Origin of the sequence: Micromonospora globbae (genome assembly GCF_036184225.1) — a bacterium.
Taxonomy (GTDB): domain Bacteria; phylum Actinomycetota; class Actinomycetes; order Mycobacteriales; family Micromonosporaceae; genus Micromonospora; species Micromonospora globbae.
The window spans coordinates 1712970-1739470 of record NZ_CP108084.1; the positions used below are offsets into that span (position 1 = coordinate 1712970).

The window sequence follows — 26501 nt, forward strand, 5'->3', positions numbered from 1 at the left end:
ACGCCTCACAGAGCCGCGACGTACAGCTGTGCCTGCTCGACGGCGACGAGGGTGGCCGCGAGGCACTCCTCCAGCTCCTGGCTGGCCTGTGTCAGCGACGCCTGGGCCGCCTCGACCGTCTCGTGCCCGCTGCCCTCCAGCGCGCCGGCCAGGGTCTGCTGCGCCTCGGCCAGCTTCTCGCCGGCGGCCTGCACGGCGCTCTGGCCGTCGCCGATCTGTTGCAGTGCAACGTCGATGGCTGCCTTGAGCTCGGCGACGCTCGCCACGGGGGTACCTCCTGGGGGCGGGGAGGCCTTCATTAGAGCCTACGCGTGCGGAGCGACGACATCCGCCCTGTCAGTGTTCCTGCCCCGGTGACCGCTTGTCACCAGGAAGCGCCGGGAGTCCGATTGGTGGGACCGTGCTGCAAACCGCCACCCGCCCCCGGCTCACCCCACCGGCGCCCCGTCCGGGCCCTGGGCGCCGTCGCGCAGCCAGCGCGGCCCGTACACCTCGGCGCCCCGCGCGGTGACGCGTTCCCGCAGCTCACGGTCGGCGGTGACGACGACCCGCCGGCGCCGCGGCGCCGCGCTCACCAGGTCGACGACGGCGTCGTCGCCGGAGCCGGACGCGGCGACGACCCCGACTCCCGGCACGGCCGGCACCTCCCGCGCGCGGCCCTCCACGACGAGCACGACCTCCACCGGAGGCGGCAGGTCCGGGGGCAGTCCGGCCTCGGCCACCCCGGCCAGCGAGTCGCGCAGCCGGGCGGTGGCCCCGGCCCGGTCCCGCCACCACCCGTCGGGCCGCGACCCGACGACGTTGGCGGCGTCCACGATCAGCAGCGGAGGTCCCTCCATGCCCCCAGCCTGCCACCCGGCCCCCCGGCCGGCCCGGCGACGCGCGCCGCCCCGCGCGTGGCGGCGTTTGTCGCGCCGACCGCCGGGTAGCCCCTGCCGACCGTGCCGCGCGCTACTGCGGAGGACAAAGATGATGGGACCCGGCGACTTCGGCACCGACCCCTGGGACGAGTTCCTGGCCCGGTACTTCGGCCGGGGCGAGGGCGGGCGCCGGCCGGCGCACCGGGTCGACATCACCCGGCTCATGACCGCCGACGCGCGGGAGATGCTGGCCGACGCGGCCCGCCGCGCGGCGCAGAAGCACAGCACCGACCTCGACACCGACCATCTGCTCTGGGCGGCGCTGCAACGGGAGCCGCTGCGCGACCTGGTCCGCAGGGCCGGCGCCGACCCGGACACGCTGCTCAACGCCCTCGGGGGGCGCGGCGACGGCGCGCCGCGCGGCGAGGTGCCGCCGAACCTGTCGCTCACCCCGGCGGCGAAACGGGCGCTGCTCGACGCCCACCAGCTCTCCCGCGCGATGGGCGCCAACTACATCGGCCCCGAGCACATCCTGATGGCCCTGCCGCTGAACCCGGAGTCACCGGCCGGGCGGATGCTGGCCGCCGGGCGGATCCAACCGGAGTCGTTGCAGGCGGCCAACGCCGAGCGCGGCCCCATGACCGGGCCGCGGCCGGACCGCGGCACGCCGACCCTCGACCAGTACGGCCAGGATCTCACCGACCTGGCCCACAACGACCAGATCGACCCGGTGATCGGCCGCGCCGACGAGATCGAGCAGGCCGTGGAGATCCTCTCCCGGCGTACGAAGAACAACCCGGTGCTGATCGGTGAGGCGGGCGTCGGCAAGACCGCCATCGTCGAGGGCCTCGCCGAGCGGATCTGCGACGGGGACGTGCCGCAGACGCTGCTCGGCAAGCGGGTCGTCCAGCTCGACCTGGCCGGTCTGGTGGCCGGCACCCGCTACCGGGGCGACTTCGAGGAACGGTTGAAGAAGGTCATCGACGAGATCCGGGCGCACCGCGACGAGCTGATCATCTTCCTGGACGAGATCCACACCCTGGTCGGCGCGGGCGGCGCCGGCAGCGAGGGCGGCATGGACGCCAGCAACATGCTCAAGCCGGCGCTGGCCCGCGGCGAGCTGCGGGTGATCGGCGCGACGACGCTGGACGAGTACCGCAAGAGCATCGAGAAGGACGCCGCGCTGGCCCGCCGGTTCCAGCCGGTGCTGGTGCCCGAGCCGAGCGTGGACGACACGGTGGCCATCCTGCGCGGGCTGCGCGACCGGTACGAGGCCCACCACCAGGTCCGCTTCACCGACGAGGCGCTCATCGCCGCCGCCGAGCTGTCCGACCGGTACGTCACCGACCGCTACCTGCCCGACAAGGCCATCGACCTCATCGACCAGGCCGGCGCGCGGGTCCGCCTGCGGACCCGGACGCCCGCCGCGGACGTCCGCGAGCTGGAACGGCAGCTGGAGGAGGTGCGCCGGGACAAGGAGCAGGCGGTCGCGGACGAGAAGTACGAGCGGGCCTCGACCCTGCGGGACCGGATCGCCGAGCTGGAGGAGCAGGTCCGGCGGGCGCACGGCGAGGACGGCAACACCTCGCAGGTCCCCGAGGTCGGGCCGCAGGAGATCGCCGAGGTCGTGTCGCGGGCCACCGGCATCCCGGTCGCCCAGCTCACCGAGGAGGAGCGGGACCGGCTGCTTCGCCTGGAGGGGCACCTGCACGAGCGGGTGGTGGGGCAGGACGACGCCGTCGCCGCGGTGGCGGAGGCGGTCCGCCGCTCCCGTACGGGCCTGGCCGACCCGGAGCGGCCGATGGGCAGCTTCCTGTTCCTCGGCCCGACCGGCGTCGGGAAGACCGAGCTGGCCCGGGCCCTCGCCGAGGCGCTCTTCGGCGAGTCCGACCGCATGGTCCGGGTGGACATGAGCGAGTTCCAGGAGCGGCACACCGTGAGCCGGCTCGTCGGCGCGCCGCCCGGCTACGTCGGCTACGAGGAGGCCGGCCAGCTCACCGAGGCGGTGCGCCGCCGCCCGTACGCGGTGATCCTGCTCGACGAGATCGAGAAGGCCCACCCGGACGTGTTCAACATCCTGCTCCAGGTGCTCGACGACGGCCGGCTCACCGACGGGCAGGGCCGGACGGTGAACTTCAAGAACACCGTACTGATCATGACGAGCAACCTCGGCTCGGAGCTGATCACCGGCACCCAGCGGGCCGTCGGGTTCGGCGCGGGCGAGCCGGGCAGCACGCAGGAGAGCGACGAGCTGCGGGAGCGGCTGATGCGCCGGCTCCAGGAGAACTTCCGGCCGGAGTTCCTCAACCGCATCGACGAGGTGATCATCTTCCGTCGGCTGGAGGCCGCGCAGCTGCGCCAGATCACCGAGCTGCTGCTGGAGGAGACCCGCCGCCGGCTGCACGCCCAGGACATCGAGGTGGACTTCACGACCGCCGGCATCGACTGGCTCGCCGAGCACGGCTACCAGCCGGAGTTCGGCGCCCGCCCGCTGCGGCGGGTGATCCAGCGCGAGGTGGACAACCAGCTGTCCCGGATGCTGCTGGAGTCGGCCATCTCGCCGGGGCAGAAGGTCACCGTGGACGCCCGTGACGGCGCCCTCACCTTCGACGTGGGTGCCGGCGAGCGGGGCTACACCGCCGCCAGCACGTCGCACCCCCGATGAGCCGGCCGCGGGCGCCCGAGCCGGAGGAGCCCCGGGAGGAGGGGGCCGGCCGGGAGGAGGCCGCGTCCCGGGACGACGCCGAGCACGTCGAGCGGATCCGGACGGGGCCGACGGCGAACCCGGCGCGGGTGCGGGTACCGAAGGAGGGCCTGAGCCGCAGGAAGGACGAGGGCGACCCGGAGGCGTCCGGGCCGCCACCCGGAGAGGAGGCCTGATGGCACGCGAACAGCGGCTCGATCCCGAGGTGGAGGAGCTCTGGGACGACTTCCACGCCCAGGTCAACGTCCCGTCGGAGAAGCTGCGGCAGTGGCTGCTGACCCGGGGCTCCGGCGAGGAGTCCTTCGGCGCGGACCCGGACCTCGGCCTGCCCGAGCCGGGCCGGCACATCCTCCGGGTGCTGACCAAGCGGAAGGTGGACCTCACCCCGGAGGACATCGAGGTGATGCGGGAGGCCGTCGACCGCATCCAGTCCCTCGTGGACGCCCGGCCGCCGCGCGGCAACGCCGACGACGAGTGGCGGCACTCCCTGCTGGACCTCGGCCACGACGTGCTCGTCGAACGGTGACCCGCCCGCCGGGCGGGCCGCCGTCCGGTCGCGGTCCGCTCGCCGTCCGCCCGCGGTCTGCTCGCCGTCCGCCCGCGACCGCGTCGCCGTCGCGCGGCCGGGCGGCGGCGGCCTCAGGTGCCCTGGTCGGATTCGAGACTGCCGATGACCAGGCCGGCGGCGTCCGCGGCGGCCTCCCGGTCGGCGCGCAGCCGCTCCTCCCGCGTGACGAGGTTCGCGTACTCGGTGATCTCGGCGGGGCCGGGCACCTCGGGCAGCCGGCGCAGGAACGCCTCGATGTCCTGCGCGGCGCTCGCGTGCGCGGCGGCGGCACGGCGCAGCAGGTCGCGGTCGTCGGCGGTGGTAGCGGGTTCGGTCATGAGGGCCGTGATACCCAGCGCTACGCGGTTCGCACCCCGCCGGCGCCGGCCGCCGGCCCGGCCACCGTCGAACGGCGCAGGCCGAACTCCGGGTTGCGCACCAGCCAGGCCAGGTACGCCGGGTGCGGTGCCAGGGAGTCGGTGTACGCGGCCTGCGCCGTCTCGAGCACCATCTCGGCGACCCCGGCGGCGGGGGAGTCGGGGTGCCACCCGAACATCAGGCGCCAGCGCAGCGGCACCCCCGCCAGCCGCCGGGTGACGAGCCCGGGGATCGGGCGGAACGTGGCCTGGCAGAGCGCCACGGCCTCCCCGGCGTCGACCAGGTCCACGCAGCCACGGATGTCGGTCTCGTACAGCTTCCGCGGGGTGAAGCCGGCGCGGGCGCAGGCGGCGGCGAAGCAGTCGCCGAAGCAGCCGTCGCCCGGCGCGGCCACCCACTGCTCGTGCCGCAGGTCCACCAGGTCGATCTCCTCCCGCTCGGCGAGCGGGTGGGTCTCCGGCAGCAGCACCAGCACGGGGTCGACCGACACCTCCCGCCAGCTGAGCCCGAACTCGGCCGACGGGCTCGAGTCGCCGCACACGCCGGTCAGCACGAAGTCCAACCGTCCGCCGACGACGAGCTGGGCCAGCTCGTCCACCGACCAGGACGCGTACGTGCTGATCTGCGCCTGCGGCTGCTCAGCGGCGAGCCGGTGCACCAGCCGGCCGAGGATGGGGCTGTTCACCCCGCCGAACCGGTAGCGCCGCGGCGCGTCGGCGGCGCCGGCCAGCCGCGCCGCCTCGTCCTGCAACCCCTTCATGGCCGGCAGCAGCACCCGGGCCCGGGCGAGCACCAGCTCGCCGAGCGCGGTGGGCCGGGCGCCGCGGCGGTCCCGCTCGAACAGCGGCCCGCCCAGTGTCCGTTCGATGCGTTGGAGCTGGGCGGTGAGAGCCGGCTGGGCCAGGCCGAGGGTCGAGGCGGCCTTCGTGACGCTGCCCGTCTCGGCGATCGCGCACACCACCCGCAGGTGTCGCAGCTCCAGATTCATACCGTGACGGTATGACCCCGTTCCGGCCCGGGGAAGGGCCCGGACGGATCGGTGATGATGGATGACCGTCGCGGGGCGGGACGGCCGCCGCCGGGGCCCGGGCGCGGCGTCAGGCGCGCGGCGGCTCGGGCAGGTCGGCCGGGTACGTCGGCCGGCCGGTCACGGCGTCGCGGACCTTGTCGACCACGCCCAGCGCCGGCTCGACGATCCGGTTCCACGGGGGCGTGGCCGGGGTGTCGGGGTGCGGCCTGGTGGGCGCCGCCTCCTCGGCGATCTCCAGCCGGTTGCCGAGGCGGATCAGCTCCTCCTCGGTGGCCACGTCGCGCAGCGCCGCGACCAGCGCGTCCACCTCGGCCACGTGCCGGCGGACCCGCGCGGCGACCTCGCCGGCGTCGCCGTCGGCGAGCCCCTTCAGGGCGGTCAGCAGCGAGGCGTCCGCGTCGAGCGTCCGGTCGACCCGCTCGGCCGTCCCGGGGACCGCCGCCCGCACGGCCGGCAGCAGGTACTGCTCCTCGGCCGACAGGTGCCGGGACAGCACGGCCGTCAGCACCGCCAGGTGCTCCGCGGGCACGTCCGGCTCGTCCAGCCGGTCCACGAGCTCCCGCAGCTGGCGGTGCTCCTGCGCCACCACGTCGGCGACGCTGCGTCCACCGGGCCGGTAGCCCTCGTCGGGGGCGGGCGGCAGCGGCGGCAGGGGGACGGTCATGGTGCCCTCCTCGTCTGGCGGGCGGTGCGGGGGACGTGCGGTCGCGGGCGGCGGTACCCGGGGCGGCCCGCCGCCAAACCGCGGCCCGGCGCGGCGCGGACCGTCGGGGGCGGACCGCGTTCCGGCACCGGGGCGCGGCGCGGATCGGTCGGTGCCGGGGCGTGGCGCGGGCCGACTCGGGGCCCGGGGCGACCTGGGCGGGCGCCGTGGCTGGTATGAAGAAGCGATGACGAGCGACGCCACCCGACCCGCACCCACCGACGAGGTCGTCGACCTCTGCCGCGACCTGCTCCGGATCGACACCACCAACACCGGCGACAACGACACCAGCGTGGGCGAGCGCCGCGCCGCCGAGTACGTGGCGGAGAAGCTCACCGAGGTGGGGCTCGCCGCCGAGATCCACGAGTCCGCGCCCGGCCGGGCCAACGTCGTCGCCCGCATCGCCGGCACCGACCCGGGACGCCCCGCGCTGCTGGTCCACGGCCACCTCGACGTCGTGCCGGCGGACCCGGACGAGTGGTCGGTGCACCCCTTCTCCGGTGAGATCCGCGACGGCTACCTCTGGGGCCGAGGCGCCATCGACATGAAGGACTTCGACGCCATGGTCCTCGCCGTGGTGCGGCACTGGCAGCGCACCGGCGTACGCCCGGCCCGCGACATCGTGCTGGCCTACACCGCCGACGAGGAGGCGGGCAGCGACTACGGCGCGCACTTCCTGGTCGAGCGGCACCGCGACCTCTTCGACGGCTGCACCGAGGCGATCGGCGAGGTGGGCGGCTTCTCGTACTCGGTGAACGACAGCCAGCGCCTCTACCTCATCGAGACCGCCGAGAAGGGCCTCGACTGGTTGCGGCTGCACGCCAAGGGCCGGCCCGGGCACGGCTCGATGGTGCACGACGACAACGCGGTCACCGCCCTCGCCGAGGCGGTCGCCCGCGTGGGCCGGCACCGCTTCCCGGTGGTGGTCACCCCCACCGTGCGGGCGTTCCTCGAACAGGTCAGCGAGCTGCTGGGCATCGAACTCGACCCGGAGGACCCGGAGACCGCCATCGCCAAGCTCGGCCCGATCGCCAACATCATCGGCGCCACCGTCCGCAACACCGCGAACCCGACGCGGCTCGCGGCCGGCTACAAGGACAACGTGATCCCCGGCCGGGCCACCGCCACCATCGACTGCCGCAGCCTGCCCGGGCAGTCGGAGCTGCTGGAGGCGCAGCTGCGTGAGCTGGTCGGGCCGGACATCGCCATCGAGTACATCCAGCGGCAGCCGGCCCTGGAGACGACCTTCGACGGCGACCTCGTCGACGCGATGTCGGCCGCCCTGCGCGCCGAGGACCCGGGCGCCCACCCGGTGCCGTACATGCTCTCCGGCGGCACGGACGCCAAGGCGTTCTCGAAGCTCGGCATCCGCTGCTTCGGGTTCGCGCCGCTGCGGCTGCCGCCCGACCTGAACTTCTCCGCGTTGTTCCACGGCATCGACGAGCGGGTCCCGGTCGAGGGACTACAGTTCGGCGTGCGGGTTCTCGACCGGTTCCTCCGCACCTGCTAGCCCGTGTCCGGTGGCAGCCGACGCGGAACCTCCCATCGTGAAGGGACAACCTCGCATGACCGACCAGCATGGTGAGCTGGACGCCGCCCTCGAGCGGGTGATCGACGCGGCCCGCCGCCACCTGGCCGCCGTACGGGCCGCCCAGGGCCGCATCGACGACGACGCCGTCTGGCAGGCGTACGTGGAGCTGAACAACGCCTCCTACGCCTACGACGAGCAACTCCTGGACGCCTTCGGCGAGGTCACCCCGTGGGACGTCGAGTCCATCGACCCGGACGAGGCGGACGAGCGCTTCGGCGGTGGCGTGGAGGGCCTGGAGGCCACCGACCCGCACCCGCGGGTGATCTCCGTACGGCAGCGCCGGGACTACCGGGTGCCCAGCGTCTCGGCGCTGATGCGGGTGGCCGAGATCGCCCGCCGGGAGGGCACGCCGGAGGACGACGAGCCCGCGCCGGTGGAGGGTGTCGGCGAGGCGGTGCTGGAGCTGCTGCAGAGCGGCGACGGGTCGCTCGGCGCCCTGGACATCCCGGAGCTGGAACCGCTCGACGGGGTGGTGATGGTCAGCGAGGTCGGCACCCCGGTCGACCTGGAGTCGTTCGAGGACGACGACCCGGTTGGCCCGTTCCAGCCGGCCGCGGACGACCGGCTGATCGGCCGCCTCGACGAGCACCCGTTCCTCGACCTCGAGGACGAGCACGACCACGTGCACTAGGCGGCCCCGCTGCGGGGCCCGCACGCGACGGCGTGGGGCCCCGCAGCGGCCGGCAACGGTCGCCCGTTCAGTACGACAGGCCCGGCTGCGGCTGGTTGACCCGCCGACGGCGCAGCATCACCTGCCGCGTACCGTCCCGGAACAGCCGCACCCGGGCCAGCTCCCATCCGGAGAACTCCGCCTGGATCGCCAGCTGCGCCGCGGCGGTCACCCGGTCGACGTTCGGCGGCAACCGCAGCGGCGCGTATTCGTAGTCCATGGGCCCTATGCTGCCCAGCCCGGGCACCGTCCGCCACCCCCCCGGGGCGTGACCGGCGCCGCTGCCCGGGCGTTTCGTGCCGCCCGGCCCTCAGCTGTCCCGCTCGGGATACCCGACGGGCACCGCCGACACGTCGTCGAGCGCCGTGGTGATCTCCTCCGGCAGCGTCATCCGCTCCACCTGGAGGGCGCCGAGCAACTGGCCCACCGTGCGGGCCCCGAGGATCGGCGCGGTCACCCCGGGCCGGTCCCGCACCCAGGCCAGCGCCACCTCCAGCGGCGAGACGCCCAGCCCACTGGCGGCCGTCGCCACCGCCTCGACGATGCTCGAACAGCGCGGCTCCAGGTACGTGGCGACGAACCGCTCGAAGTGCGGCGAGGCGGCCCGGGAGTCGGCCGGCCGGCCGTGCCGGTACTTGCCGGTCAGCACTCCCCGGCCCAGCGGCGACCAGGGCAGCACGCCGAGGCCGAGCGCCTCGCAGGCGGGCAGCACCTCCCGCTCCACGCCCCGCTCCAGCAGCGAGTACTCGACCTGGGCGGCCACCACCGGCGCCCGCCCCGGCCAGGCCGCCTGCCAGGCCGCGGCCCGCGCGGTCTGCCAGCCGGAGAAGTTCGACACCCCGACGTAGCGCACCCGGCCGCTGGCCACCGCGTGGTCGAGCGCCGCGAGGGTCTCCTCCAGGGGGGTGTCCGGGTCGTAGCCGTGGACCTGGAACAGGTCGACGTGATCCGTGCCGAGGCGGCGCAGCGACGCGTCGAGCGTACGCAGCAGGTGCCCGCGGGAGTTGTCGCGGCGCCGGCCGTGCCCGGGCCGCAGCCCCGCCTTGGTGGCGATCAGCAGCTCGTCACGGGGGACCAGGGTGCCGAGCAGAGACCCGATCACCGACTCGGCGTCGCCGTCGCCGTAGACGTCGGCCGTGTCGATCAGGTTGCCGCCCGCGTCGAGGTAGCTCTTCAGCTGGGCGGCCGCGTCGTCGGCGTCGGTGTCCCGACCCCAGGTCATGGTGCCGAGGGCGAGCCGCGAAACCGCCAGCCCGCTTCGGCCGAGCGGTCGCTGTTGCATGGGTGAACCTTATTTCGAACCCGGCGCAACCGATATCCTCGCTCCCGTCATGTCTGGCGTGTCTGCCGGTGATCCTGCCGGCGCGACGCCCCGACACCGTCCCGACCGCCTCCCGGTGAGCCGGTGATCGAACCCGCCGCCGGCATTGCGTAACCTGGTGCGACCTGTGGTGCGGATGGGGGAGGACGATTGCGACTCGGGCTGAGCCTCGGATACCAGACGGCGTGGACCACGCCGGCCGACCACCTGGCCCTGGCCCAGGAGGCGGACCGGCTCGGCTATTCGGTGGTGTGGGCGGCGGAGGCGTACGGCTCCGACGCGCCCAGCATCCTCGCGTGGATCGCCGGGCAGACCGACCGGATCGACGTGGGCAGCGCGGTGATGCAGATCCCCGCCCGCACACCCGCCGCGACGGCGATGACCGCGGCGACCATCGACACGCTCTCCGGCGGCCGGTTCCGGCTGGGCCTGGGCGTGTCCGGGCCGCAGGTCTCGGAGGGCTGGCACGGCGTACGCTTCGGCAAGCCCCTCGCCCGGACCCGCGAGTTCGTGGAGATCGTCAAGCTGGCGGTCGGCCGCAAGGAGGTGGCGTACGACGGTGAGCACTACACGCTGCCCCTGCCCGACGGCCCCGGCAAGGCCCTGCGGCTGAGCTTCCACCCGCCGCGCGAGCACATCCCGATCTACCTCGCCGCCGTCGGCCCGAAGAACCTCGAACTCGCCGGCGAGATCGCCGACGGGTGGCTGGCCGTGTTCTACTCCCCGGAGTTCGCCGAGGAGCACCTCCGCGCGGTGCGGGCCGGCCGCGAGAAGGTCGGCAAGGACCTGACGGGCTTCGACGTGGTCCCGTCGGTGCCCGTGGTGGTCGGCGACGACGTCGCGTCCTGCGCCGAGCTGGTCCGCTGGTACGCGGCCCTCTACGTGGGCGGCATGGGCAGCCGGAAGCAGAACTTCTACAACCAGCTGGCCACCCGGATGGGCTACGGCGACGCCGCGCGCGAGGTACAGGACCTCTACCTGGCCAAGCGGCACCGCGACGCCGCGGCCGCCGTGCCGATGGAGTTCATCGACCGTACGTCGCTGCTCGGGCCGAAGGAGCGCATCGCCGAGCGGATGCGGGAGTACGCCGCCTCCGGCGTGACCACCCTGTCGGTGACGCTGTTCGGGGCCGACCGGGAGAGCGGCGTGCAGACCCTGCGTACCGTCGCCGAGGCGCTCGATCTCGCCGGAGTCGGCGAGTGACCTGGATCGAGGCCATCGTCCTGGGCGTCGTCCAGGGGCTCACGGAATTCCTGCCGGTCAGCTCGTCGGGGCACCTGCGGATCACCTCGGCGATCTTCTTCGGGCGTGACGCGGGCGCGTCGTTCACGGCGGTGACGCAGCTCGGCACCGAGGCGGCCGTGCTCATCTACTTCGCCAAGGACATCTGGCGGATCGCCCGCACCTGGATCGTCGGCCTGTGGGACCGGTCGGTGCGGTCGAGCATGGACTACCGGATGGGCTGGTACGTCATCGTCGGCTCGATCCCGATCGGGCTGTTCGGATTCGTGTTCAAGGACCAGATCCGCACCGCGGGGCGCAACCTGTGGCTGGTCTCCACCACGCTGATCGTGTTCGCCTTCGTGCTCGCGTTCGCCGAGTACTGGGGCCGGCAGACCCGCACGCTGGAGAACTTCCGGATGCGCGACGGCGTGGTCATGGGCTTCGCCCAGGCCATGGCGCTGGTGCCCGGGGTGTCCCGCTCCGGCGGCACGCTCACCGCCGGCCTGCTGCTGAACCTGACCCGGGAGGCCGCGGCCCGGTACTCGTTCCTGCTGGCCATCCCGGCCGTCGTCATGTCCGGGGTGTTCAGCCTCGGCGACGTGTTCGAACCGGCCGCGGCCGGCACGGCCGCACCGACCGTCGCCCAGATGATCGTCGCCACGATCATCGCGTTCGGCATCGGGTACGCGGCCATCGCCTGGCTGCTGCGCTACGTCGCCCACCACACCCTGTACGTGTTCGTGCTCTACCGGGTGGCGCTCGGCACGCTGGTGCTGGCGCTGCTCCTGACGGGCCAGATCAGCGCGACCTGATCCACCCGTGACATGCCGCTGGCCGGCACCCGAACGGGTGCCGGCCAGCGTGTTTCCCCCTTGTGTGTCAGGTCTGTGTGGTGGTCCGCTGTGGGGGTGTCAGCTGTTCCAGTGCTGGGCGACCAGGTCGGCGGCCTGCTGTTCCCACTGGGCGTAGGCGTCGGGGTAGGCCGACACCTGCACGGTCTGCGCGGCGTCGGTCAGCGGCATGTCCTGCCACCCGTCGACCTGCTTGAGGCCCTTCAGGAAGGCGGTGGTGGAGTACTCGGGGTCGGTGATCTGCTCCGGCGTGCCCCAACCCGAGCTCGGGCGCTGCTGGAACAGGCCCAGCGAGTCGTGGTCGTTGGCGTCGCCGAGGTGGCCCAGGTTCTCCAGCTTGGACTCCTGCAGGCTCGTGGCGATGGAGATGACCGCCGCCCGCTCGGGCAGGCCGGCCTTCTTCGTCGCCGCGATGATCGCCTTCGCGTTCGCGGTCTGCTCGTCGTTCAGGGCGATACGGGACTGGGCGCCCTGGGTGCCGTGCGGGATCAGCTTCGCCGTGTCCACGCCCGGCTTGTCGGTGTGGACGACCGCGACGGGCTTCGCCTCGTGCACCGGGGCGGCGTGGGCGGTCACGGGGCCGGCGGCCACACCGGTGGCGAACGCCAGACCAGCGACACTGAGCATGCTCTTCCGCAGGATCGTGTTCATGATCAAAGCTCCTCAGGGGGTGAAGGTCCACACCCGTTCGGGGGATCAGGGCGTGGATCTCAGGGGAACGAGCACGGGGGTGCGCTCGAAGGGGGGAAAGTCTCGCGGCCTGTGGTGGGCGGGGGTGCCGCACCGGGCCGGGTCCGTGTCCAACGACCCGGGGCCGGCCGTCATTCCCCGGCGCCAGGCCGGGGGGCGGCGGCGGGGCGGTGCCCTACCGGGGCCGTGGATCGGTGTTCAACGACCGGCGGCCCGCCATCATTCCCGGCGGTCCCGCCGATCGAGCGGGCCACGCGGGCCAGGGGGCCGTGCTGCCTCGGCCGTCAGGGGTGTTCAACGACCCCGGCCCGCCCACGATTCCGGCCCCAGGGTGCCACCGGCCACACCCCAGACCACCCCATACCGGACACACCCCCAGGCGGCCACCTCCCAGGAACCGGACACCGGCCCCGGACGGGTCGAGCCGGGCCGTTCGCGGACATCGGCCTCAGTCCCAGCGGAACAGGATGGTGGCCACGACCGCCCCGACGACCGCCGACAGCGCCAGGCCGACGAGGTGCGACGCGTCGACGGGCGATCCGGCCCAGGCCGCGGACAACGCCTCGACCGTCGCGCCGAACGGCAGCCAGGAGCCGAGCCGCGCAACCGGCTCCGGCAGGACGGCGGTGCCGCCGAACATCCCGCCCACCGCCCCGAGCGCGAAGAAGCCGATCAGACCGATGGCCACGGCGGAGTTCGGCGTGGGCGCCACGGACGCCACGACCATGCCCCACCCGTACATGGCGGCGACCGCGAGCCCCACGACGGCGAGGGCCACCCCGGTGTCGACGGGCGGCAGCGCGCCGAAGGCGAGCACGGCCACGGCGTAGGCCGCGCCGATGCCGACCACGGCCTGCGCGAGGCTCACCACGAACTGCGCCACGAGGACCATCGCCGGCGAGGCCGGGGTGACCGCGAGCCGGCGCAGCACGCCGGCGCGGCGGTAGTACGCCAGGAAGCTCGGCATGTTGATGATGCCGATCGAGGCGAGGACGATCGTGAAGACCAACGGCAGGACGTGGACGTCCAACGCCGAGCGGCCGTTGACGACCGTCTCCTGACCGGCGGCCGAGGCGTTCATCACCATGATCAGGAGTGGCAGGGCGATCGGCACGACCAGCCCGGCGGTGTCCCGGACGACCATCTTCGCCTCGCACCGGATCAGGGTCGCCCAGGCCCGCGGACCCGGCCGCCGCACCGTCACCTCGGACACCCGTCCTCCTCCGGGGCGAGTTCCCTGCCGGTGAGCGCGACGAACGCCTCCTCCAGGTCCGTCGTGCCGGCCCGGGCGACCAGCCCGGCGGGCGTGTCGAGGGCGACGAGCCGGCCGCCGTCGAGGACGGCCACCCGGTCGCAGAGCCGCTCGACCTCGTCCATCGAGTGGCTCACCAGCAGCACGGTCTCCGCGCGCAGTTCCTCGACGCCCGCCCACACCCGGCGCCGGGCCCGCGGGTCCAGCCCGGTCGTGAGCTCGTCGAGGATCACCACGCGCGGCCGGCCGACCAGGGCCAGGGCGATGGACAGTCGCTGTTGCTGGCCCCCGGACAGCTTCTCGAAGCGGGTCCGGGCGTGCCCGCCCAGCTCGACCAGGTCCAGCAGGTCGGCCGCGGGGCGCGGGTCCGGGTAGAAGGCCCGGTAGAGGTCGACGAGTTCGGCGACGGTGAGGGCGTGGTGCAGGTACGTCTGCTGCAACTGCACACCGAGCACCTGGCGCAGGGCGCCGCGGTCCCGGCGCGGGTCGAGGCCCAGCACCCGGATCCGGCCCTCATCGGGCGTACGCAGGCCGGCGATCAGCTCGACCGTCGTCGTCTTGCCCGCCCCGTTGACGCCGAGCAGACCCAGCACCTCGCCGGCGGCCACCTCGAAGCTCACGTCCTCGACCGCGACGACGTCGCCGTACCGCTTGTGCAGATGTTCGACCTGGATCGCGGGAACGCTCATGCCCTCGATCGTGGGCGCCGCACCCGCTCGGCCGCCTGTGCCGCAGGTCAGCGACGTCGGTCGTGACTTCCGGCACCCCTGGCCGGGGTGGCCCCGTCGCTACAGTGGACCCATGCGTCGCGTGGGGCTCGACGAGTGGGCCGGCCTCGTGATGCTCGCCGTGTGCCTGGGCGCCGCGTCGCCCGTCGTGGTCGGTCTGGTCGAGCCGGACGTTCCGCCACCGGTGTGGGTCGCGCTGCTCCTCACGACACTGGTCGCGGCCCTCGTCGCCGTCGCCGGGGCGGGGCGTCTCCTCCCGCGACGTGCCGCCTTCGGCGTCGCCGTGGCGGCCAGTTGGGGCACCGTGCTCTCCGCCCCGCAGGCCGGGCTGCTGCCGATCCTGCTGGTCGTGGTCGCCGCACTCGGGCCGGAGGTCGTCCGACTGCCGGCCAACCTCGTGGTGGTCGCGTTGAACACCGCCGTGGTGGCGGTGTCCGTGAGCCGGGTGCACGACGACGGGTTCCAGCTCGCGGCCGCCCCGGTGTTCTACGCGCTGATCCAGCTCGCGACGGTGTTCAGCCTCACGGCGATCGGGCGGGAGCGGCGCCTGCGCCACGAACTCGCCCGGGCGCACGTCGACCTGCAGGCCGCGAGCGTGCTGCTGGCCGGGTCCGCGCGTACGGCGGAACGCCTGCGCATCTCCCGCGAGCTGCACGACCTCATCGGCCACCAGCTCACCGTCCTCACGCTGGAACTGGAGGCGGCCCGCCACCGCACGGGGGAGTCCGCGCGGGAGCACGTCGAGCGGGCGAACCAGGTGGCCCGCGACGTGCTCGCGGACGTGCGCGTCACGGTCGGCGCGCTGCGCGCCGCGCCGGCCACCGACCTTGCGCAGGCGCTGCGTGACGTCGGCCGCGACGTTCCCGGCCTGGACGTCGCGGTCGAGGTGAGCGACGACGTCGAGGCCGACGAGGAGCAGACGGCCGCCCTCGTCCGGGCCGTGCAGGAGATCGTGACGAACACGCTGCGTCACGCCGCGGCGCGGGAGCTGTGGATTAGCGTGGCGCGCGACGGCGACACGATCCGGCTCACGGCGTCCGACGACGGGAAGGGCGCCGCCGAGGTGGTCCCGGGCAACGGGCTGCGCGGGATCGCGGAGCGGTTCGCGGCGCTCGGCGGTGACATCGCGTACGACGGCGCGTCCGGCTTCCGGGTCACCGCGTGGGCGCCGGTCCGATGACCCGGGTCGTGGTGGTGGACGACCAGACGCTGGTCCGTCAGGGCATCCGCCGCCTGCTCGACCTCGCGGGCATCGAGGTCGTGGGGGAGGCGGACGACGGCGCGGCGGCGCTGGACGTCATCGTGGCGCACCGCCCGGACGTCGCCCTGCTCGACCTGCGCATGCCGCACCGCGACGGCATCTGGACGCTGCGGCAGCTGAGCGACCGTGCGGTGGACGTACCCGTGCTCGTGCTCACCACCTTCGACGACGACGCTCTCCTCCTCGACGCCGTACGCGCCGGCGCGCGCGGCTACCTGCTCAAGGACGTCACGCTCGAGCAGCTGACCCGGGCCGTCGAGACCCTCGCCTCGGGCGGGACGCTCATCGCCGCGTCGATCACCGACCGGCTGCTGCGCGCCATCCGGTCGGCGCCCGCCCCCGTCGGCGTGGCCGGGTCCACCCCGCAGGAGCTGACCGGACGCGAATTGGAGGTGCTGCGGCTGGTGGCCGAGGGGTACACCAACCGGGAGATCGCCGGCGCCCTGTTCCTCGCCGAGGGGACCGTGAAGAACCACGTCTCGACGATCCTGCTCAAGCTCGGCGCCCGGGACCGCACCAACGCGGTGCTGCGGGCCCTGCACGAGGGCATCCTGCGCTGAGCCGGGTCGCACCCGTCCGGACGCCGGTGCCGCGGCGCGTGCCGACCCGGGGCGCGCGGCGGGCCGGGGCGGCGGGGCAGGCCCTAGGGTGGTCACCGTGGCGACCCTTCTGCTTCTGCGACACGGCCGGACGACCGCGAACGCCGATGGCGGCCTGGCCGGCCGGCAACCGGTCGAGCTGGACGAGACCGGCCGGGGGCAGGCGGCCGCCGTCGGTGAACGGCTGCGCGGGCTGCCCCTCGCCGCCGTGGTGACCAGCCCCCTCGTCCGCTGCCGGCAGACCCTCGAACTGGCGCTGCCGGACGTCGCCCCGGTCGTGGAGGATCGGCTCGTCGAGTGCGGGTATGGCAGCTGGGAGGGGCAGCCGCTCAAGAAGCTGGCCAAGGACCCGCTCTGGCCGGTGGTGCAGCAGCACCCGAGCGCGGCCGTCTTCCCCGAGGGGGAGGCGATGGCCGAGATGGCGGCCCGCGCCGTCGCGGCGGTGCGGTCCTGGGACGCCCGGGTCAACGCCGAGCACGGCCCCGAGGCGCTCTGGCTGGCCTGCAGCCACGGCGATGTGATCAAGGCCATCGTGGCGGACGCGCTCGGCGTACACCTGGATCTGTTCCAGCGGGTCGTGGCCGACCCGGCGTCGGTGACCGTGATCCGCTACACCCCGCTGCGGCCGTTCCTCGTACGCCTGAACGACACCGGCGGCGACCTCGCGGGCCTGGTCCCGCCGCCGCGCAAGCGGCGCCGGCGGGCCCCCCGGCGGGCCGACTCGGACGCGGCGGTGGGCGGCGGCGCCGGCGCGACCCGGTGACCACGCCCGGCGCCGGGCCACGCGGGGCGGCCGGGTGGGCTGCGCCGGGTGTGGCGCGAGGCGGCGATTCGGGTCGGTGGGGTGCGCGACGCCGTGACGGGCCGGATAGGGTCGTGGGTATGACCCACCAGGTGCACGCCTTCGAGCCGCCGGAGCGGTTCGTCGCCGGGACCGTCGGGCCTCCGGGGGAGCGGACGTTCTTCCTCCAGGCCCGCGGCGGAGGCCGGCTGGTCAGCGTCGCGCTGGAGAAGGTCCAGGTGTCCCTGCTCGCCGAGAAGCTCGAGGAACTGCTCACCGAGGCCCACCGCCGGTTCGGGGTGGAGCTGCCCGAGGCGCCCACGACGCTCGGCGACAACGACCCGCTGGACACGCCCGTCGACGAGGAGTTCCGCGTCGGCACCCTCGGCCTGGCCTTCGACGTCGACACCGCGACCGTCGTGATCGAGGCGATCGCCGCCGGCGAGGCGGAGGCCGAGGTCGAGCTGGGCGGTTCCGACGACGACGAGGACGAGGACGACGACGAGCCGGACGACGACCTCGACCGGCTGCGGGTCCGGCTGACCCCGCAGGCGACCCGCGAGTTCATCGAGCGGGCCCGCCGCGTGGTCAACGCCGGCCGCCCGCCCTGCCCGCTCTGCGGCCAGCCGCTGGACCCCGCCGGGCACCTCTGCCCGCGGCACAACGGTTACCACCGGTGACGTCGTCCGGCATCCAGCCCCGGCAGGACGGCGACGCCGCGCTCCGCTTGCTGCGCGACGGCGAGCTCACCCTCGAAGGACGGCTCGTCGACGCGTCGAACGCCACGCTGCGCGGGGTGCTGACCCGCGACGGGGTCAGCGCCCACTGCGTCTACAAGCCGGTACGCGGTGAACGGCCGCTGTGGGACTTCCCGGACGGCACCCTGGCCGGCCGGGAGGTCTCGGCCTACCTGGTCTCCCGGGCCACCGGCTGGGACCTGGTCCCCCCGACGGTCCTGCGCGACGGCCCGTTCGGCCCGGGATCGTGCCAGCTCTGGATCGACGAGCCGGCCGACGCCGAGCCGCTGGTCGGGTTCGTGCCGGCCGACGCGCTGCCGCCCCGCTGGTTCGCGATCGCCGCGGCCCGCGACGACGACGGCACCCCGTACGCCCTGGCGCACGCCGACGATCCCCGCCTGGCGCGGCTCGCGGTGCTCGACGCCGTGATCAACAACGCGGACCGCAAGGGCGGGCACGTGCTCGTCGGGCCGGACGACCGGATCTACGGCGTCGACCACGGGGTGAGCTTCCACGTCGAGGGGAAGCTGCGCACGGTGCTCTGGGGCTGGGCCGGTCGGCAGTTGCCGCCGGACGCCGTGCAGGTCCTCGACACGCTCGCCGGCCAGGTCGCCGGGCCGCTCGGCGAGGAACTGGCCGAGCACCTCACGATCAGCGAGATCGCCGAGCTGGCCGCCCGCATCGACCGGCTGCGCGACACCGGCCGGTTCCCGCTGCCGTCCGAGGACTGGCCGGCGGTCCCCTGGCCGCCGATCTGACCGGCGGGGTCCGCCCGGGGCCTTCGGGGCCGCGGCCCGGCAGCCCGCCCGGCCGCGTCCCGCCCGGCGCTGTCATGTTGATCACCCGTGGCCGTGCCCACCCGCTGTCGTACGGCTCGTTAGGCTGGCAATCATGGAAGCGTGGGCGGGACACGAGGTGCCGCGGCTGCCGGGCAGGGGCCAGCCGCTGAGGTTGTACGACTCGGCGCGACAGGGCATCCACCCGAGTGACCCGGCCGACGTGGCGCGGATGTACGTCTGCGGCATCACCCCGTACGACGCCACGCACCTCGGCCACGCCGCCACCATGATCACGTTCGACCTGGTGCAGCGCATGTGGCGGGACGCCGGCCTGACGGTGCGGTACGTGCAGAACGTCACCGACATCGACGACCCGCTGCTGGAACGCGCCGAGCGCGACGGCGAGGACTGGGTGGTCCTCGCGATGCGGGAGACGGCGCTGTTCCGGGAGGACATGGAGACGCTGCGGATCATCCCGCCGGAGCACTACGTGGGCGCCGTCGAGTCGATCCCGGACATCGCCGACAAGGTGCTGCTCCTGCTCAAGGACGGCGCCGCGTACCGCCTCGACGACGGCACCGGCGACATCTACTTCGACGTCTCCGCCGCGCCCCGCTTCGGCTACGAGTCCAACCTCAGCCGGGACGAGATGCTGGAGATCTTCCCCGAGCGCGGCGGCGACCCCGACCGGGCCGGCAAGCGCGACCCGCTCGACCCGCTGCTGTGGCGCGGCGCCCGTGAGGGCGAGCCGTCCTGGCCGGGCGGCGAGCTGGGCGCCGGGCGGCCCGGCTGGCACATCGAGTGCGCCGTCATCGCGCTCAACCTGCTCGGTGACCGGATCGACGTGCAGGGCGGCGGCAACGACCTGCTCTTCCCGCACCACGAGGCGTCCGCGGCGCACGCCGAGCGGCTCACCGGCGAGGCGCCGTTCGCCCGCCACTACGTGCACGCCGGCATGATCGGGCTGGACGGCGAGAAGATGTCCAAGTCCAAGGGCAACCTCGTGTTCGTGTCCCGGCTGCGCGCCGACAAGGTGGACCCGATGGCGGTCCGGCTGGCGCTGCTGGCCGGGCACTACCGCAGCGACCGGGCCTGGACCGGGGAGCTGCTGGCCGCCGCGCAGGAGCGGCTGGCCCGCTGGCGCCGGGCCGCCGCCGCGCCCGCCGGGCCGTCGGGGGCCGAGTTCCTCGAGGGCGTACGCGCACGGCTCGCCGACGACCTCGACAGCCCCGGCGCGCTGGCGCTGGCCGACGCGTGGGCGGAGCAGGCGCTGGCCGGCGTGGGCGACGATGCGGGCGCGCCGGCGCTGTTCGCGAAGACGGTCGACGCCCTCCTCGGCGTAGCCCTCTAGTCCCCGCCCCCGCGCGCCAAGCCCACAGGGCCCCGGCGCCGCGCGCGCTCCGTGGGCTCCATGCGCTCCCGCGGCCCCCACCCCCGCGATCTTGCACTTTGTGCCCGGGCGAATCGGGGCGTTAGCCGCGAATCGAGGGCCGAAAGTGCAAGATCGCTGGGGCTGGGGCTGGGGCTGGGGCTGGGGCTGGGGCTGGGGCTGGGGCGGTCAGCCCAGGACCACGCCCCTCCCCGCCCGCCCCGGTCAGCCCAGGACCAGGCCGGGGTCGGGGTCCGGTTCTGCGGCCGGGGCCGGGATCTTGTACTCCTCGGTGAGGGTGGTCATCGGTCCGGGCCAGGTCGCCTGGGCGACCTCGATCGGCTTGCGGGCGCCGTCGTAGGCGACGTGCAGCAGGTGCAGCACCGGTGTGTCGGGCCTGATCTGCAGGGTTTCCGCCTCCTCCCGGCTGGGCTGGCGGGCGCTGATCGTGTCGGTGGCGGTGACGTACCGGCGCCCCGTCGCCTCCTCGGCCTCCTGGTAGAGCGGCCGGCCGAACGCCTCGGCCCGTTCGAGGGACGTGCCGGCGGCGTCGGCCGGCAGGAACCAGGACGCGCCCACCTCGACGGGGGAGTCGTCGGTGCGGACGAGGTGCCGACGGCAGATCAGTTCGGTGCCGTCGGCCACGCCGAAGGCGTCGGCGACCTCGGGCGGCGCGGGGGCGCGCCCGACGGAGACGAGCTGCTGCCGGTATCGGGCGGCGAGATCGGTGTGGTAGCCGCGGAAGCCGCCGTAGCGACCGCGGGAGAGGCGGTTGAGTCGCCGCCGGGTGCCTCGGACGTACGTGCCCGAGCCGGGCTTGGTGATCAGGACGCCCTCGACGCGGAGCTGGTCGACGGCACGCTGGACGGTCTGCTTGGCCACGCCGAACATCTCCGCCATGGCCGGGATCGACGGCAGGCGCTCGCCGGGTGCCCAGTCACCGCGACGCACCCGAGCCTTGAGCTGCGCGGCGATCTGCCGGTGCGGGAACTCGGCGGCGCCCGGATTGATCTGCATGCCCTCCTCCTCGTCCACGGCTAGGTTCCTAGGATGCCGTAGGGAGGGTGTGGCGCGCGACCCCGACACGCCGACGGCAGCAGATGCCGAGCGACCGGCTCGGCGGGCATCTGCCGCCGTGCGGCGCGGCGACCCGCAGAAAGAGGCTCGGCACCGCACCATCCACGAAGTGGTGGGCTCACCCAGCGGCGGAGCCCCCACATCCAGGAAGTAGTGGCCTCAACGGGCACCGGACCCGACAACATCCAGGAAGTAGTGGCCTCAGGCCGCGGCGGAAGCCACAACATCCAGGAAGTAGCGGCCTCGCCCGGCGGGGGACCTCCACAACCAGGACGGGGTGGCGTCGGCCGGGCACCCCGGCAACATCCCGGAAGTAGGGGCATCAACCCCGCGACGATCCGACAACATCCGGGAAGTAGTGGCCTCAAGCCGGCGGCTACCGAGGGGACTCCGGCACGACGGAGCCCGGGCAGTCGCGCGAGCACGGCCAACGGACGGGGCTCGGGGCGGGCACGGCGGGGCGGGCACGACAAAGCTCAGACGGTCACGGGGAGCCGACACGACGGTGCCCGGGCCGTGGGCGACCCGGGCACCGTACGTCAGAAGCGCGTTACCAGGAGCCGGCGGTCGGGCCGGCGGAGCCGCCCCGGCGGCGCAGGTACTTCTCGAACTCCTGGGCGATCTCGTCGCCGGTCAGCGGGGTGATGCCCGCGTCGCCGACGCGTTCCTCGAGCTCGCGGACGTACTCACCGAGTTCGGCGTCCTGCTCGGCGGCGTTGCGGACCCGCTGTTCCCACTCGGCGGCCTCCTCGGCCAGGTCGGCCATGGGCACCGGCAGGTCGAGAACCTCCTCGACCCGGTGCAGCAGGGCGAGGGTGGCCTTGGGGCAGGGCGGGTTGTTGGCGTAGTGCGGCACATGCACCCAGAACGACACGGCGTCCACCTCGGCCCGGGTGCACGCGTCGTGCAGCACGCCCACGATGCCGGTGGGGCCGTCGTAGCGGGTGGGGGTCAGCTGGTAGCGCTGGGCGGCCCGGGTGTCGGAGGCGCTGCCGCTGATCGGCAGCGGCCGCGTGTACGGCACGTCGGCCAGCAGCGCCCCGAGGAGCACCACCCGTTCGACCTCCAGGCTGTGGCAGACCTCCAGCACCTGTTCGCAGAAGGTGCGCCAACGCATGCTCGGCTCGATGCCGCGGATGAGCACCACGTCCCGCTCGGTGCCCTCGGGGCTGGCGACCATGAACCGGGTGGTGGGCCACTCGACGCGGCGTGTCTCGCCCTCCGCCATGGTGATCGTCGGCCGGCTCACCTGGAAGTCGTAGAAGTCCTCCGGGTCCAGCTCGGTGATCGGTCGGGCCTCCCAGACCTGCTCGAGGTGCTCGACCGCGGCGGTGGAGGCGTCGGCGGCGTCGTTCCAGCCTTCGAACGCGGCGATGGCCACCGGGGAGCGCAGCACCGGCAGTCCGTCGAACTCGGTCACGCCGTCACCTCACCCTGCTCGTGACGCCGACCCGGGCGGGGCCCGGTCGGTCGTCCTCGGCGCGCCGGGCGGGGCCCGGCCGACCGCCCCTGGCGCGTGGTGGCGTCCCTGTACTCCTTCACGTCCGTCAGCCTACGTCCCGGGCCGGGATGCGGCCCGCCGGCCGCGCCGGTCGGGCCGGGCGGACGACCCGGCGGACCACCGAACACGCGGCCGGGGGACAACCGTGCGCACAACCCGGCGGGACCGGTCGAACCGGACTGCGTGATCCAGCCGACAGAATGTGGGACGGCGCGCCGGGGAGGGTCGGTGACGTCTCCGCCGCATTAGCCTGAAGCCGTGCAGACTTCGTTTCTCGACGCGCTGGCCGACCGGATCCTCGTCGCCGACGGGGCGATGGGCACGATGCTGCAGGCCGCCGAGCTGACGCTGGACGACTTCGAGGGGCACGAGGGCTGCAACGAGATCCTCAACGTCAGCCGCCCGGATGTCGTGCGGGGCGTGCACGAGGCGTACCTGGCCGCGGGCGCGGACTGCGTCGAGACGAACACCTTCGGGGCGAACCTGCCGAACCTCGCCGAGTACGGCATCGCCGACCGCATCCGGGAACTCTCCGAGGCGGGGGCGCGGTTGGCCCGGGAGGCCGCGGACGCGTACGCGACGGCGGAGCGGCCGCGGTTCGTGCTCGGCTCGATGGGGCCCGGCACCAAGCTGCCCACCCTGGGTCACGCCGCGTACGCGACCCTCCGCGACGCATACCAGGAGAACGCCGCGGGCCTCATCGCCGGCGGCGCCGACGCGCTCATCATCGAGACGTGCCAGGACCTGCTCCAGGTCAAGGCCGCGGTGGTGGGGTCCAAGCGGGCGCGGGCCGAGCTGGGGCGGGACGTGCCGATCATCTGTCAGGTCGCCGTGGAGACGACGGGCACCATGCTCCTCGGCAGCGAGATCGGCGCGGCGCTGACCGCCATCGAGCCGCTCGGCGTCGACCTGATCGGCCTCAACTGCTCGACGGGCCCGGCGGAGATGGGCGAGCACCTGCGCTACCTGTCGCAGCACTCGCGGATCCCGGTCTCGGTGATGCCGAACGCGGGCCTGCCGGTGCTCACCGCCGACGGGGCGTACTTCCCGCTCAGCCCGGTGGAGCTGGCCGACGCCCTGGAGCAGTTCATCACCGACTACGGGGTGGCGCTGGTCGGCGGCTGCTGCGGCACGACGCCCGAGCACATCCGGGTGCTCGTGGAGCGGGTGGGCGGGCTCCGGCCGGTCGACCGGCGGCCGGCGCCGGAGGCGGGGGTGTCGTCGATCTACCACCACGTGCCGTTCGCGCAGGACGCCAGCGTGTTGATGGTGGGGGAGCGCACCAACGCCAACGGTTCGAAGGCGTTCCGGGAGGCGATGCTCGCCGGGGACTGGCAGGCGTGCGTCGAGATCGCCCGGGGGCAGGCCCGGGACGGCTCGCACCTGCTGGATCTCTGCGTCGACTACGTGGGCCGCGACGGCACCCAGGACATGCGGGAGCTGGCCGGCCGGTTCGCCACCGCGTCCACCCTGCCGATCATGCTGGACTCGACCGAGCCGGCGGTGATCGAGGCGGGGCTGGAGATGCTCGGCGGCCGGTGCGTGGTCAACTCGGTGAACTTCGAGGACGGCGACGGCCCGACCTCCCGCTACGCCCGGGTGATGCCGGTGGTCCGGGAGCACGGTGCGGCCGTCGTGGCGCTGCTCATCGACGAGGAGGGCCAGGCGCGTACGCGGGAGTGGAAAATCCGCGTCGCGGAGCGGCTCATCGAGGACCTCACCGGGCGGTGGGGGATGCGCCGGTCGGACATCCTGATCGACGCGCTGACCTTCCCGATCGCCACGGGGCAGGAGGAGACCCGCCGCGACGGCGTCGAGACGATCGAGGCGATCCGGGAGATCGCCCGCCGCTGGCCGGGTGTCAACTTCACGCTCGGCATCTCCAACGTGTCGTTCGGTCTGAACCCGGCGGCCCGGCAGGTGCTCAACTCGGTCTTCCTGCACGAGTGCGTGCAGGCCGGGCTGACCTCGGCCATCGTGCACGCCAGCAAGATCCTGCCGATGTCGAAGATCCCGGAGGAGCAGCGCGAGGTCGCGCTCGACCTGATCTACGACCGGCGCCGCGAGGGGTACGACCCGGTGCAGCGCTTCATCGAGCTGTTCGAGGGGGTCGACGCGGCGTCGGCGCGGATCAGCCGGGCCGAGGAACTGGCCGCGTTGCCGCTGGGGGAGCGGCTCAAGCGGCGGATCATCGACGGCGAGCGCAACGGCCTGGAGGCCGACCTGGACGCGGCGATGGCCGAGGGCCGTACGCCCCTGTCGATCATCAACGACACGCTGCTGGACGGCATGAAGGTCGTCGGCGAGCTGTTCGGGTCCGGCCAGATGCAGTTGCCGTTCGTGCTCCAGTCGGCCGAGGTGATGAAGGCCGCGGTCGCGTACCTCGAACCGCACATGGAGAAGGCCGACGACGGCGGCAAGGGCCGGATCGTGCTGGCCACCGTCAAGGGCGACGTGCACGACATCGGCAAGAACCTCGTCGACATCATCCTGTCCAACAACGGCTACGAGGTCGTGAACATCGGCATCAAGCAGCCGATCAGCGCGATCCTCGACGCCGCCGAGGAGCACCGGGCCGACGCGATCGGCATGTCCGGGCTGCTCGTGAAGAGCACGGTCGTCATGAAGGAGAACCTGGCCGAGATGGCCAGTCGCGGGGTCGCGGAGCGCTGGCCGGTGCTGCTGGGTGGTGCGGCGCTCACCCGGGCGTACGTCGAGGACGACCTGCGGTCGATGTTCCCCGGGCAGGTGCACTACGCGCGGGACGCGTTCGAGGGCCTGTCGCTCATGGACCGGGTGATGGCCGCCAAGCGGGGCGGCACGCCGGTGGTCGACCCGGAACGGGAGGCGGCGCTCGCGGCGCGGCGTGCCCGGCGGGAGCGGCAGCGGGCCGTGGTCCACGAGTCGCTGCCGGCGCTGGACGACGCCTCGGTCCGCTCCGACGTGGCGGTGGACGTGGAGATCCCCACGCCGCCGTTCTTCGGTACGCGGGTGGTCAAGGGTGTGCCGCTCGCGGACTACGCGGCGCTGCTCGACGAGCGGGCCACGTTCCTGGGCCAGTGGGGGCTGCGCGGGGCGCGCGGCGGCCAGGGCCCGTCGTACGAGGAACTGGTGGAGACCGAGGGCCGGCCGCGGCTGCGCTACTGGCTGGACCGGCTCATCGCCGACCAGGTGCTCGAGGCGGCGGTGGTGTACGGGTACTTCCCGGCGTACTCGGAGGGCAACGACCTCGTGGTGCTCGACGAGAACGGGCACGCGGAGCGGGCCCGGTTCTCGTTCCCCCGGCAGCGGCAGGAGCGCCGGCTGTGTCTCGCCGACTTCTTCCGCCCGCGGGGGGACGAGCTGGATGTCGTGGCGTTGCAGCTGGTCACGGTGGGCCAGCCGATCAGCGAGTACACGGCGAAGCTGTTCGCCCGCAACGAGTACCGCGACTACCTGGAGGTGCACGGCCTGTCCGTGCAGCTCACCGAGGCGTTGGCCGAGTACTGGCACAAGCGGGTGCGCGCCGAGCTGACGCTGCCCGGCGGGCGTACGGTCGCCGACGACGACCCCACGGACCTGGCGGGTCTGCTGCGCACCGACTACCGGGGCTGCCGGTACGCGTTCGGCTACCCGGCCTGCCCCGACCTGGAGGACCGGGCCAAGATCGTGGAGCTGCTCGGGGCCGAGCGGATCGGTGTGCAGCTGTCGGAGGAGTTCCAGCTCATGCCGGAGCAGGCCACCGACGCGATCGTGGTGCACCACCCGGAGGCGAGCTACTTCAACGCCAAGTGACAAGGGGAGGCCCGCGACTTTCGCTCGCTCGGTCGTCGGTCGACGGCGTCGCACCGGGCAGAGCCGCGTAGCCG

Annotated in this window: 26 protein-coding genes; 14 read left to right on the forward strand and 12 right to left on the reverse strand. The window is 73.8% G+C overall.

Annotated features, from left to right (window positions below):
* Positions 1 to 5 precede the first annotated feature (5 nt).
* Both OG994_RS07585 and OG994_RS07590 read right to left on the reverse strand, forming a co-directional pair.
* A complete protein-coding gene (locus tag OG994_RS07585) occupies positions 6 to 266 on the reverse strand; it encodes a hypothetical protein (protein ID WP_088993708.1) in 261 nt (86 codons plus the stop codon).
* A gap of 162 nt (positions 267 to 428) precedes the next feature.
* Positions 429 to 839: a hypothetical protein gene (locus OG994_RS07590; protein ID WP_328852647.1), complete on the reverse strand. Its 411-nt coding sequence runs from the start codon at positions 837 to 839 to the stop codon at positions 429 to 431.
* A gap of 130 nt (positions 840 to 969) precedes the next feature.
* Between OG994_RS07590 and OG994_RS07595 the strand changes: the two genes are divergently transcribed.
* Genes OG994_RS07595 through OG994_RS07605 form a run of 3 tightly spaced genes read left to right on the forward strand, consistent with a single transcriptional unit; the run spans position 970 to position 4090 of the window.
* A complete protein-coding gene (locus OG994_RS07595; protein WP_328852648.1) occupies positions 970 to 3525 on the forward strand; it encodes an ATP-dependent Clp protease ATP-binding subunit in 2556 nt (851 codons plus the stop codon).
* Positions 3522 to 3740 (forward strand): hypothetical protein, encoded by a 219-nt coding sequence (locus OG994_RS07600; RefSeq protein WP_328852649.1) that lies wholly within the window; start codon positions 3522 to 3524, stop codon positions 3738 to 3740. The genes OG994_RS07595 and OG994_RS07600 overlap by 4 nt, the downstream gene beginning before the upstream one ends.
* On the forward strand, positions 3740 to 4090 hold the full coding sequence (locus OG994_RS07605) for a DUF3140 domain-containing protein (RefSeq protein WP_328852650.1): 351 nt from the start codon (positions 3740 to 3742) through the stop codon (positions 4088 to 4090). The genes OG994_RS07600 and OG994_RS07605 overlap by 1 nt, the downstream gene beginning before the upstream one ends.
* 113 nt (positions 4091 to 4203) lie before the next feature.
* On the opposite strand, the gene OG994_RS07610 is transcribed toward OG994_RS07605, so the two are convergent.
* The 3 genes from OG994_RS07610 to OG994_RS07620 all read right to left on the reverse strand — a co-directional run bounded on the left by OG994_RS07610 (position 4204) and on the right by OG994_RS07620 (position 6183).
* On the reverse strand, positions 4204 to 4449 hold the full coding sequence (locus tag OG994_RS07610) for a hypothetical protein (RefSeq protein ID WP_328852651.1): 246 nt from the start codon (positions 4447 to 4449) through the stop codon (positions 4204 to 4206).
* A gap of 20 nt (positions 4450 to 4469) precedes the next feature.
* On the reverse strand, positions 4470 to 5477 hold the full coding sequence (locus tag OG994_RS07615; protein WP_328852652.1) for a LysR family transcriptional regulator: 1008 nt from the start codon (positions 5475 to 5477) through the stop codon (positions 4470 to 4472).
* Between the two features lie 109 nt (positions 5478 to 5586).
* Entirely contained in the window at positions 5587 to 6183 is a 597-nt protein-coding gene (locus OG994_RS07620) for a hemerythrin domain-containing protein (protein ID WP_328852653.1), read from the reverse strand.
* Positions 6184 to 6409: 226 nt separating this feature from the next.
* On the opposite strand from OG994_RS07620, the gene OG994_RS07625 reads away from it, so the two are divergent.
* Both OG994_RS07625 and OG994_RS07630 read left to right on the forward strand, forming a co-directional pair.
* Positions 6410 to 7732, forward strand: a complete 1323-nt coding sequence (locus OG994_RS07625) for a M20/M25/M40 family metallo-hydrolase (RefSeq protein ID WP_120326980.1) — start codon at positions 6410 to 6412, stop codon at positions 7730 to 7732.
* A 55-nt stretch (positions 7733 to 7787) separates the two neighbouring features.
* A complete protein-coding gene (locus OG994_RS07630) occupies positions 7788 to 8444 on the forward strand; it encodes a hypothetical protein (RefSeq protein ID WP_120326981.1) in 657 nt (218 codons plus the stop codon).
* A 67-nt stretch (positions 8445 to 8511) separates the two neighbouring features.
* Here the strand turns inward: OG994_RS07630 and OG994_RS07635 are convergent, their stop codons facing one another.
* Complete coding sequence (locus OG994_RS07635; protein ID WP_120326982.1) at positions 8512 to 8703, reverse strand: DUF5703 family protein; 192 nt, start codon at positions 8701 to 8703, stop codon at positions 8512 to 8514.
* A gap of 90 nt (positions 8704 to 8793) precedes the next feature.
* Entirely contained in the window at positions 8794 to 9765 is a 972-nt protein-coding gene (locus tag OG994_RS07640) for an aldo/keto reductase (protein ID WP_120326983.1), read from the reverse strand.
* Positions 9766 to 9954: 189 nt separating this feature from the next.
* Here OG994_RS07640 and OG994_RS07645 point away from each other — a divergent pair, with 189 nt between their 5' ends.
* Together OG994_RS07645 and OG994_RS07650 are read left to right on the forward strand one after the other, a co-directional pair.
* Positions 9955 to 11007, forward strand: coding sequence for an LLM class F420-dependent oxidoreductase (locus OG994_RS07645; protein ID WP_120326984.1), 1053 nt, complete (start codon positions 9955 to 9957; stop codon positions 11005 to 11007).
* The gene (locus OG994_RS07650; RefSeq protein ID WP_120326985.1) at positions 11004 to 11840 is read left to right on the forward strand and encodes an undecaprenyl-diphosphate phosphatase; all 837 of its coding nucleotides are present in this window, start codon (positions 11004 to 11006) and stop codon (positions 11838 to 11840) included. Before OG994_RS07645 ends, OG994_RS07650 begins: the two co-directional genes overlap by 4 nt.
* A gap of 99 nt (positions 11841 to 11939) precedes the next feature.
* On the opposite strand, the gene OG994_RS07655 is transcribed toward OG994_RS07650, so the two are convergent.
* From OG994_RS07655 to OG994_RS07665, 3 genes are all read right to left on the reverse strand, one after another.
* Entirely contained in the window at positions 11940 to 12530 is a 591-nt protein-coding gene (locus tag OG994_RS07655; RefSeq protein ID WP_328852654.1) for a hypothetical protein, read from the reverse strand.
* A 487-nt stretch (positions 12531 to 13017) separates the two neighbouring features.
* On the reverse strand, positions 13018 to 13782 hold the full coding sequence (locus OG994_RS07660; protein ID WP_328852655.1) for an ABC transporter permease: 765 nt from the start codon (positions 13780 to 13782) through the stop codon (positions 13018 to 13020).
* Entirely contained in the window at positions 13770 to 14510 is a 741-nt protein-coding gene (locus tag OG994_RS07665) for an ABC transporter ATP-binding protein (RefSeq protein ID WP_328852656.1), read from the reverse strand. The genes OG994_RS07660 and OG994_RS07665 overlap by 13 nt, the downstream gene beginning before the upstream one ends.
* Positions 14511 to 14622: 112 nt before the next feature.
* Here OG994_RS07665 and OG994_RS07670 point away from each other — a divergent pair, with 112 nt between their 5' ends.
* The 6 genes from OG994_RS07670 to mshC all read left to right on the forward strand — a co-directional run bounded on the left by OG994_RS07670 (position 14623) and on the right by mshC (position 20057).
* Complete coding sequence (locus OG994_RS07670; protein WP_204985153.1) at positions 14623 to 15729, forward strand: sensor histidine kinase; 1107 nt, start codon at positions 14623 to 14625, stop codon at positions 15727 to 15729.
* Entirely contained in the window at positions 15726 to 16370 is a 645-nt protein-coding gene (locus tag OG994_RS07675; protein ID WP_328852657.1) for a response regulator transcription factor, read from the forward strand. The genes OG994_RS07670 and OG994_RS07675 overlap by 4 nt, the downstream gene beginning before the upstream one ends.
* 88 nt (positions 16371 to 16458) lie before the next feature.
* Positions 16459 to 17172, forward strand: coding sequence for an MSMEG_4193 family putative phosphomutase (locus tag OG994_RS07680; RefSeq protein WP_328852658.1), 714 nt, complete (start codon positions 16459 to 16461; stop codon positions 17170 to 17172).
* 119 nt (positions 17173 to 17291) lie between these two features.
* Positions 17292 to 17870 carry a DUF3090 domain-containing protein gene (locus OG994_RS07685; protein ID WP_120326989.1) on the forward strand — a complete coding sequence of 193 codons (579 nt, stop codon included), beginning with the start codon at positions 17292 to 17294 and terminating at the stop codon, positions 17868 to 17870.
* Positions 17867 to 18685, forward strand: a complete 819-nt coding sequence (locus tag OG994_RS07690; RefSeq protein ID WP_328852659.1) for an SCO1664 family protein — start codon at positions 17867 to 17869, stop codon at positions 18683 to 18685. The genes OG994_RS07685 and OG994_RS07690 overlap by 4 nt, the downstream gene beginning before the upstream one ends.
* A 133-nt stretch (positions 18686 to 18818) precedes the next feature.
* Complete coding sequence (gene mshC, locus OG994_RS07695; protein WP_328852660.1) at positions 18819 to 20057, forward strand: cysteine--1-D-myo-inosityl 2-amino-2-deoxy-alpha-D-glucopyranoside ligase; 1239 nt, start codon at positions 18819 to 18821, stop codon at positions 20055 to 20057.
* Positions 20058 to 20300: 243 nt separating this feature from the next.
* On the opposite strand, the gene OG994_RS07700 is transcribed toward mshC, so the two are convergent.
* A complete protein-coding gene (locus tag OG994_RS07700; protein ID WP_120327097.1) occupies positions 20301 to 21092 on the reverse strand; it encodes a GntR family transcriptional regulator in 792 nt (263 codons plus the stop codon).
* A gap of 610 nt (positions 21093 to 21702) precedes the next feature.
* Positions 21703 to 22572: a PAC2 family protein gene (locus OG994_RS07705; RefSeq protein ID WP_120326992.1), complete on the reverse strand. Its 870-nt coding sequence runs from the start codon at positions 22570 to 22572 to the stop codon at positions 21703 to 21705.
* Positions 22573 to 22911: 339 nt separating this feature from the next.
* On the opposite strand from OG994_RS07705, the gene metH reads away from it, so the two are divergent.
* Positions 22912 to 26427 (forward strand): methionine synthase, encoded by a 3516-nt coding sequence (metH, locus tag OG994_RS07710; RefSeq protein WP_328852661.1) that lies wholly within the window; start codon positions 22912 to 22914, stop codon positions 26425 to 26427.
* The last annotated feature ends 74 nt before the right edge of the window (positions 26428 to 26501 follow it).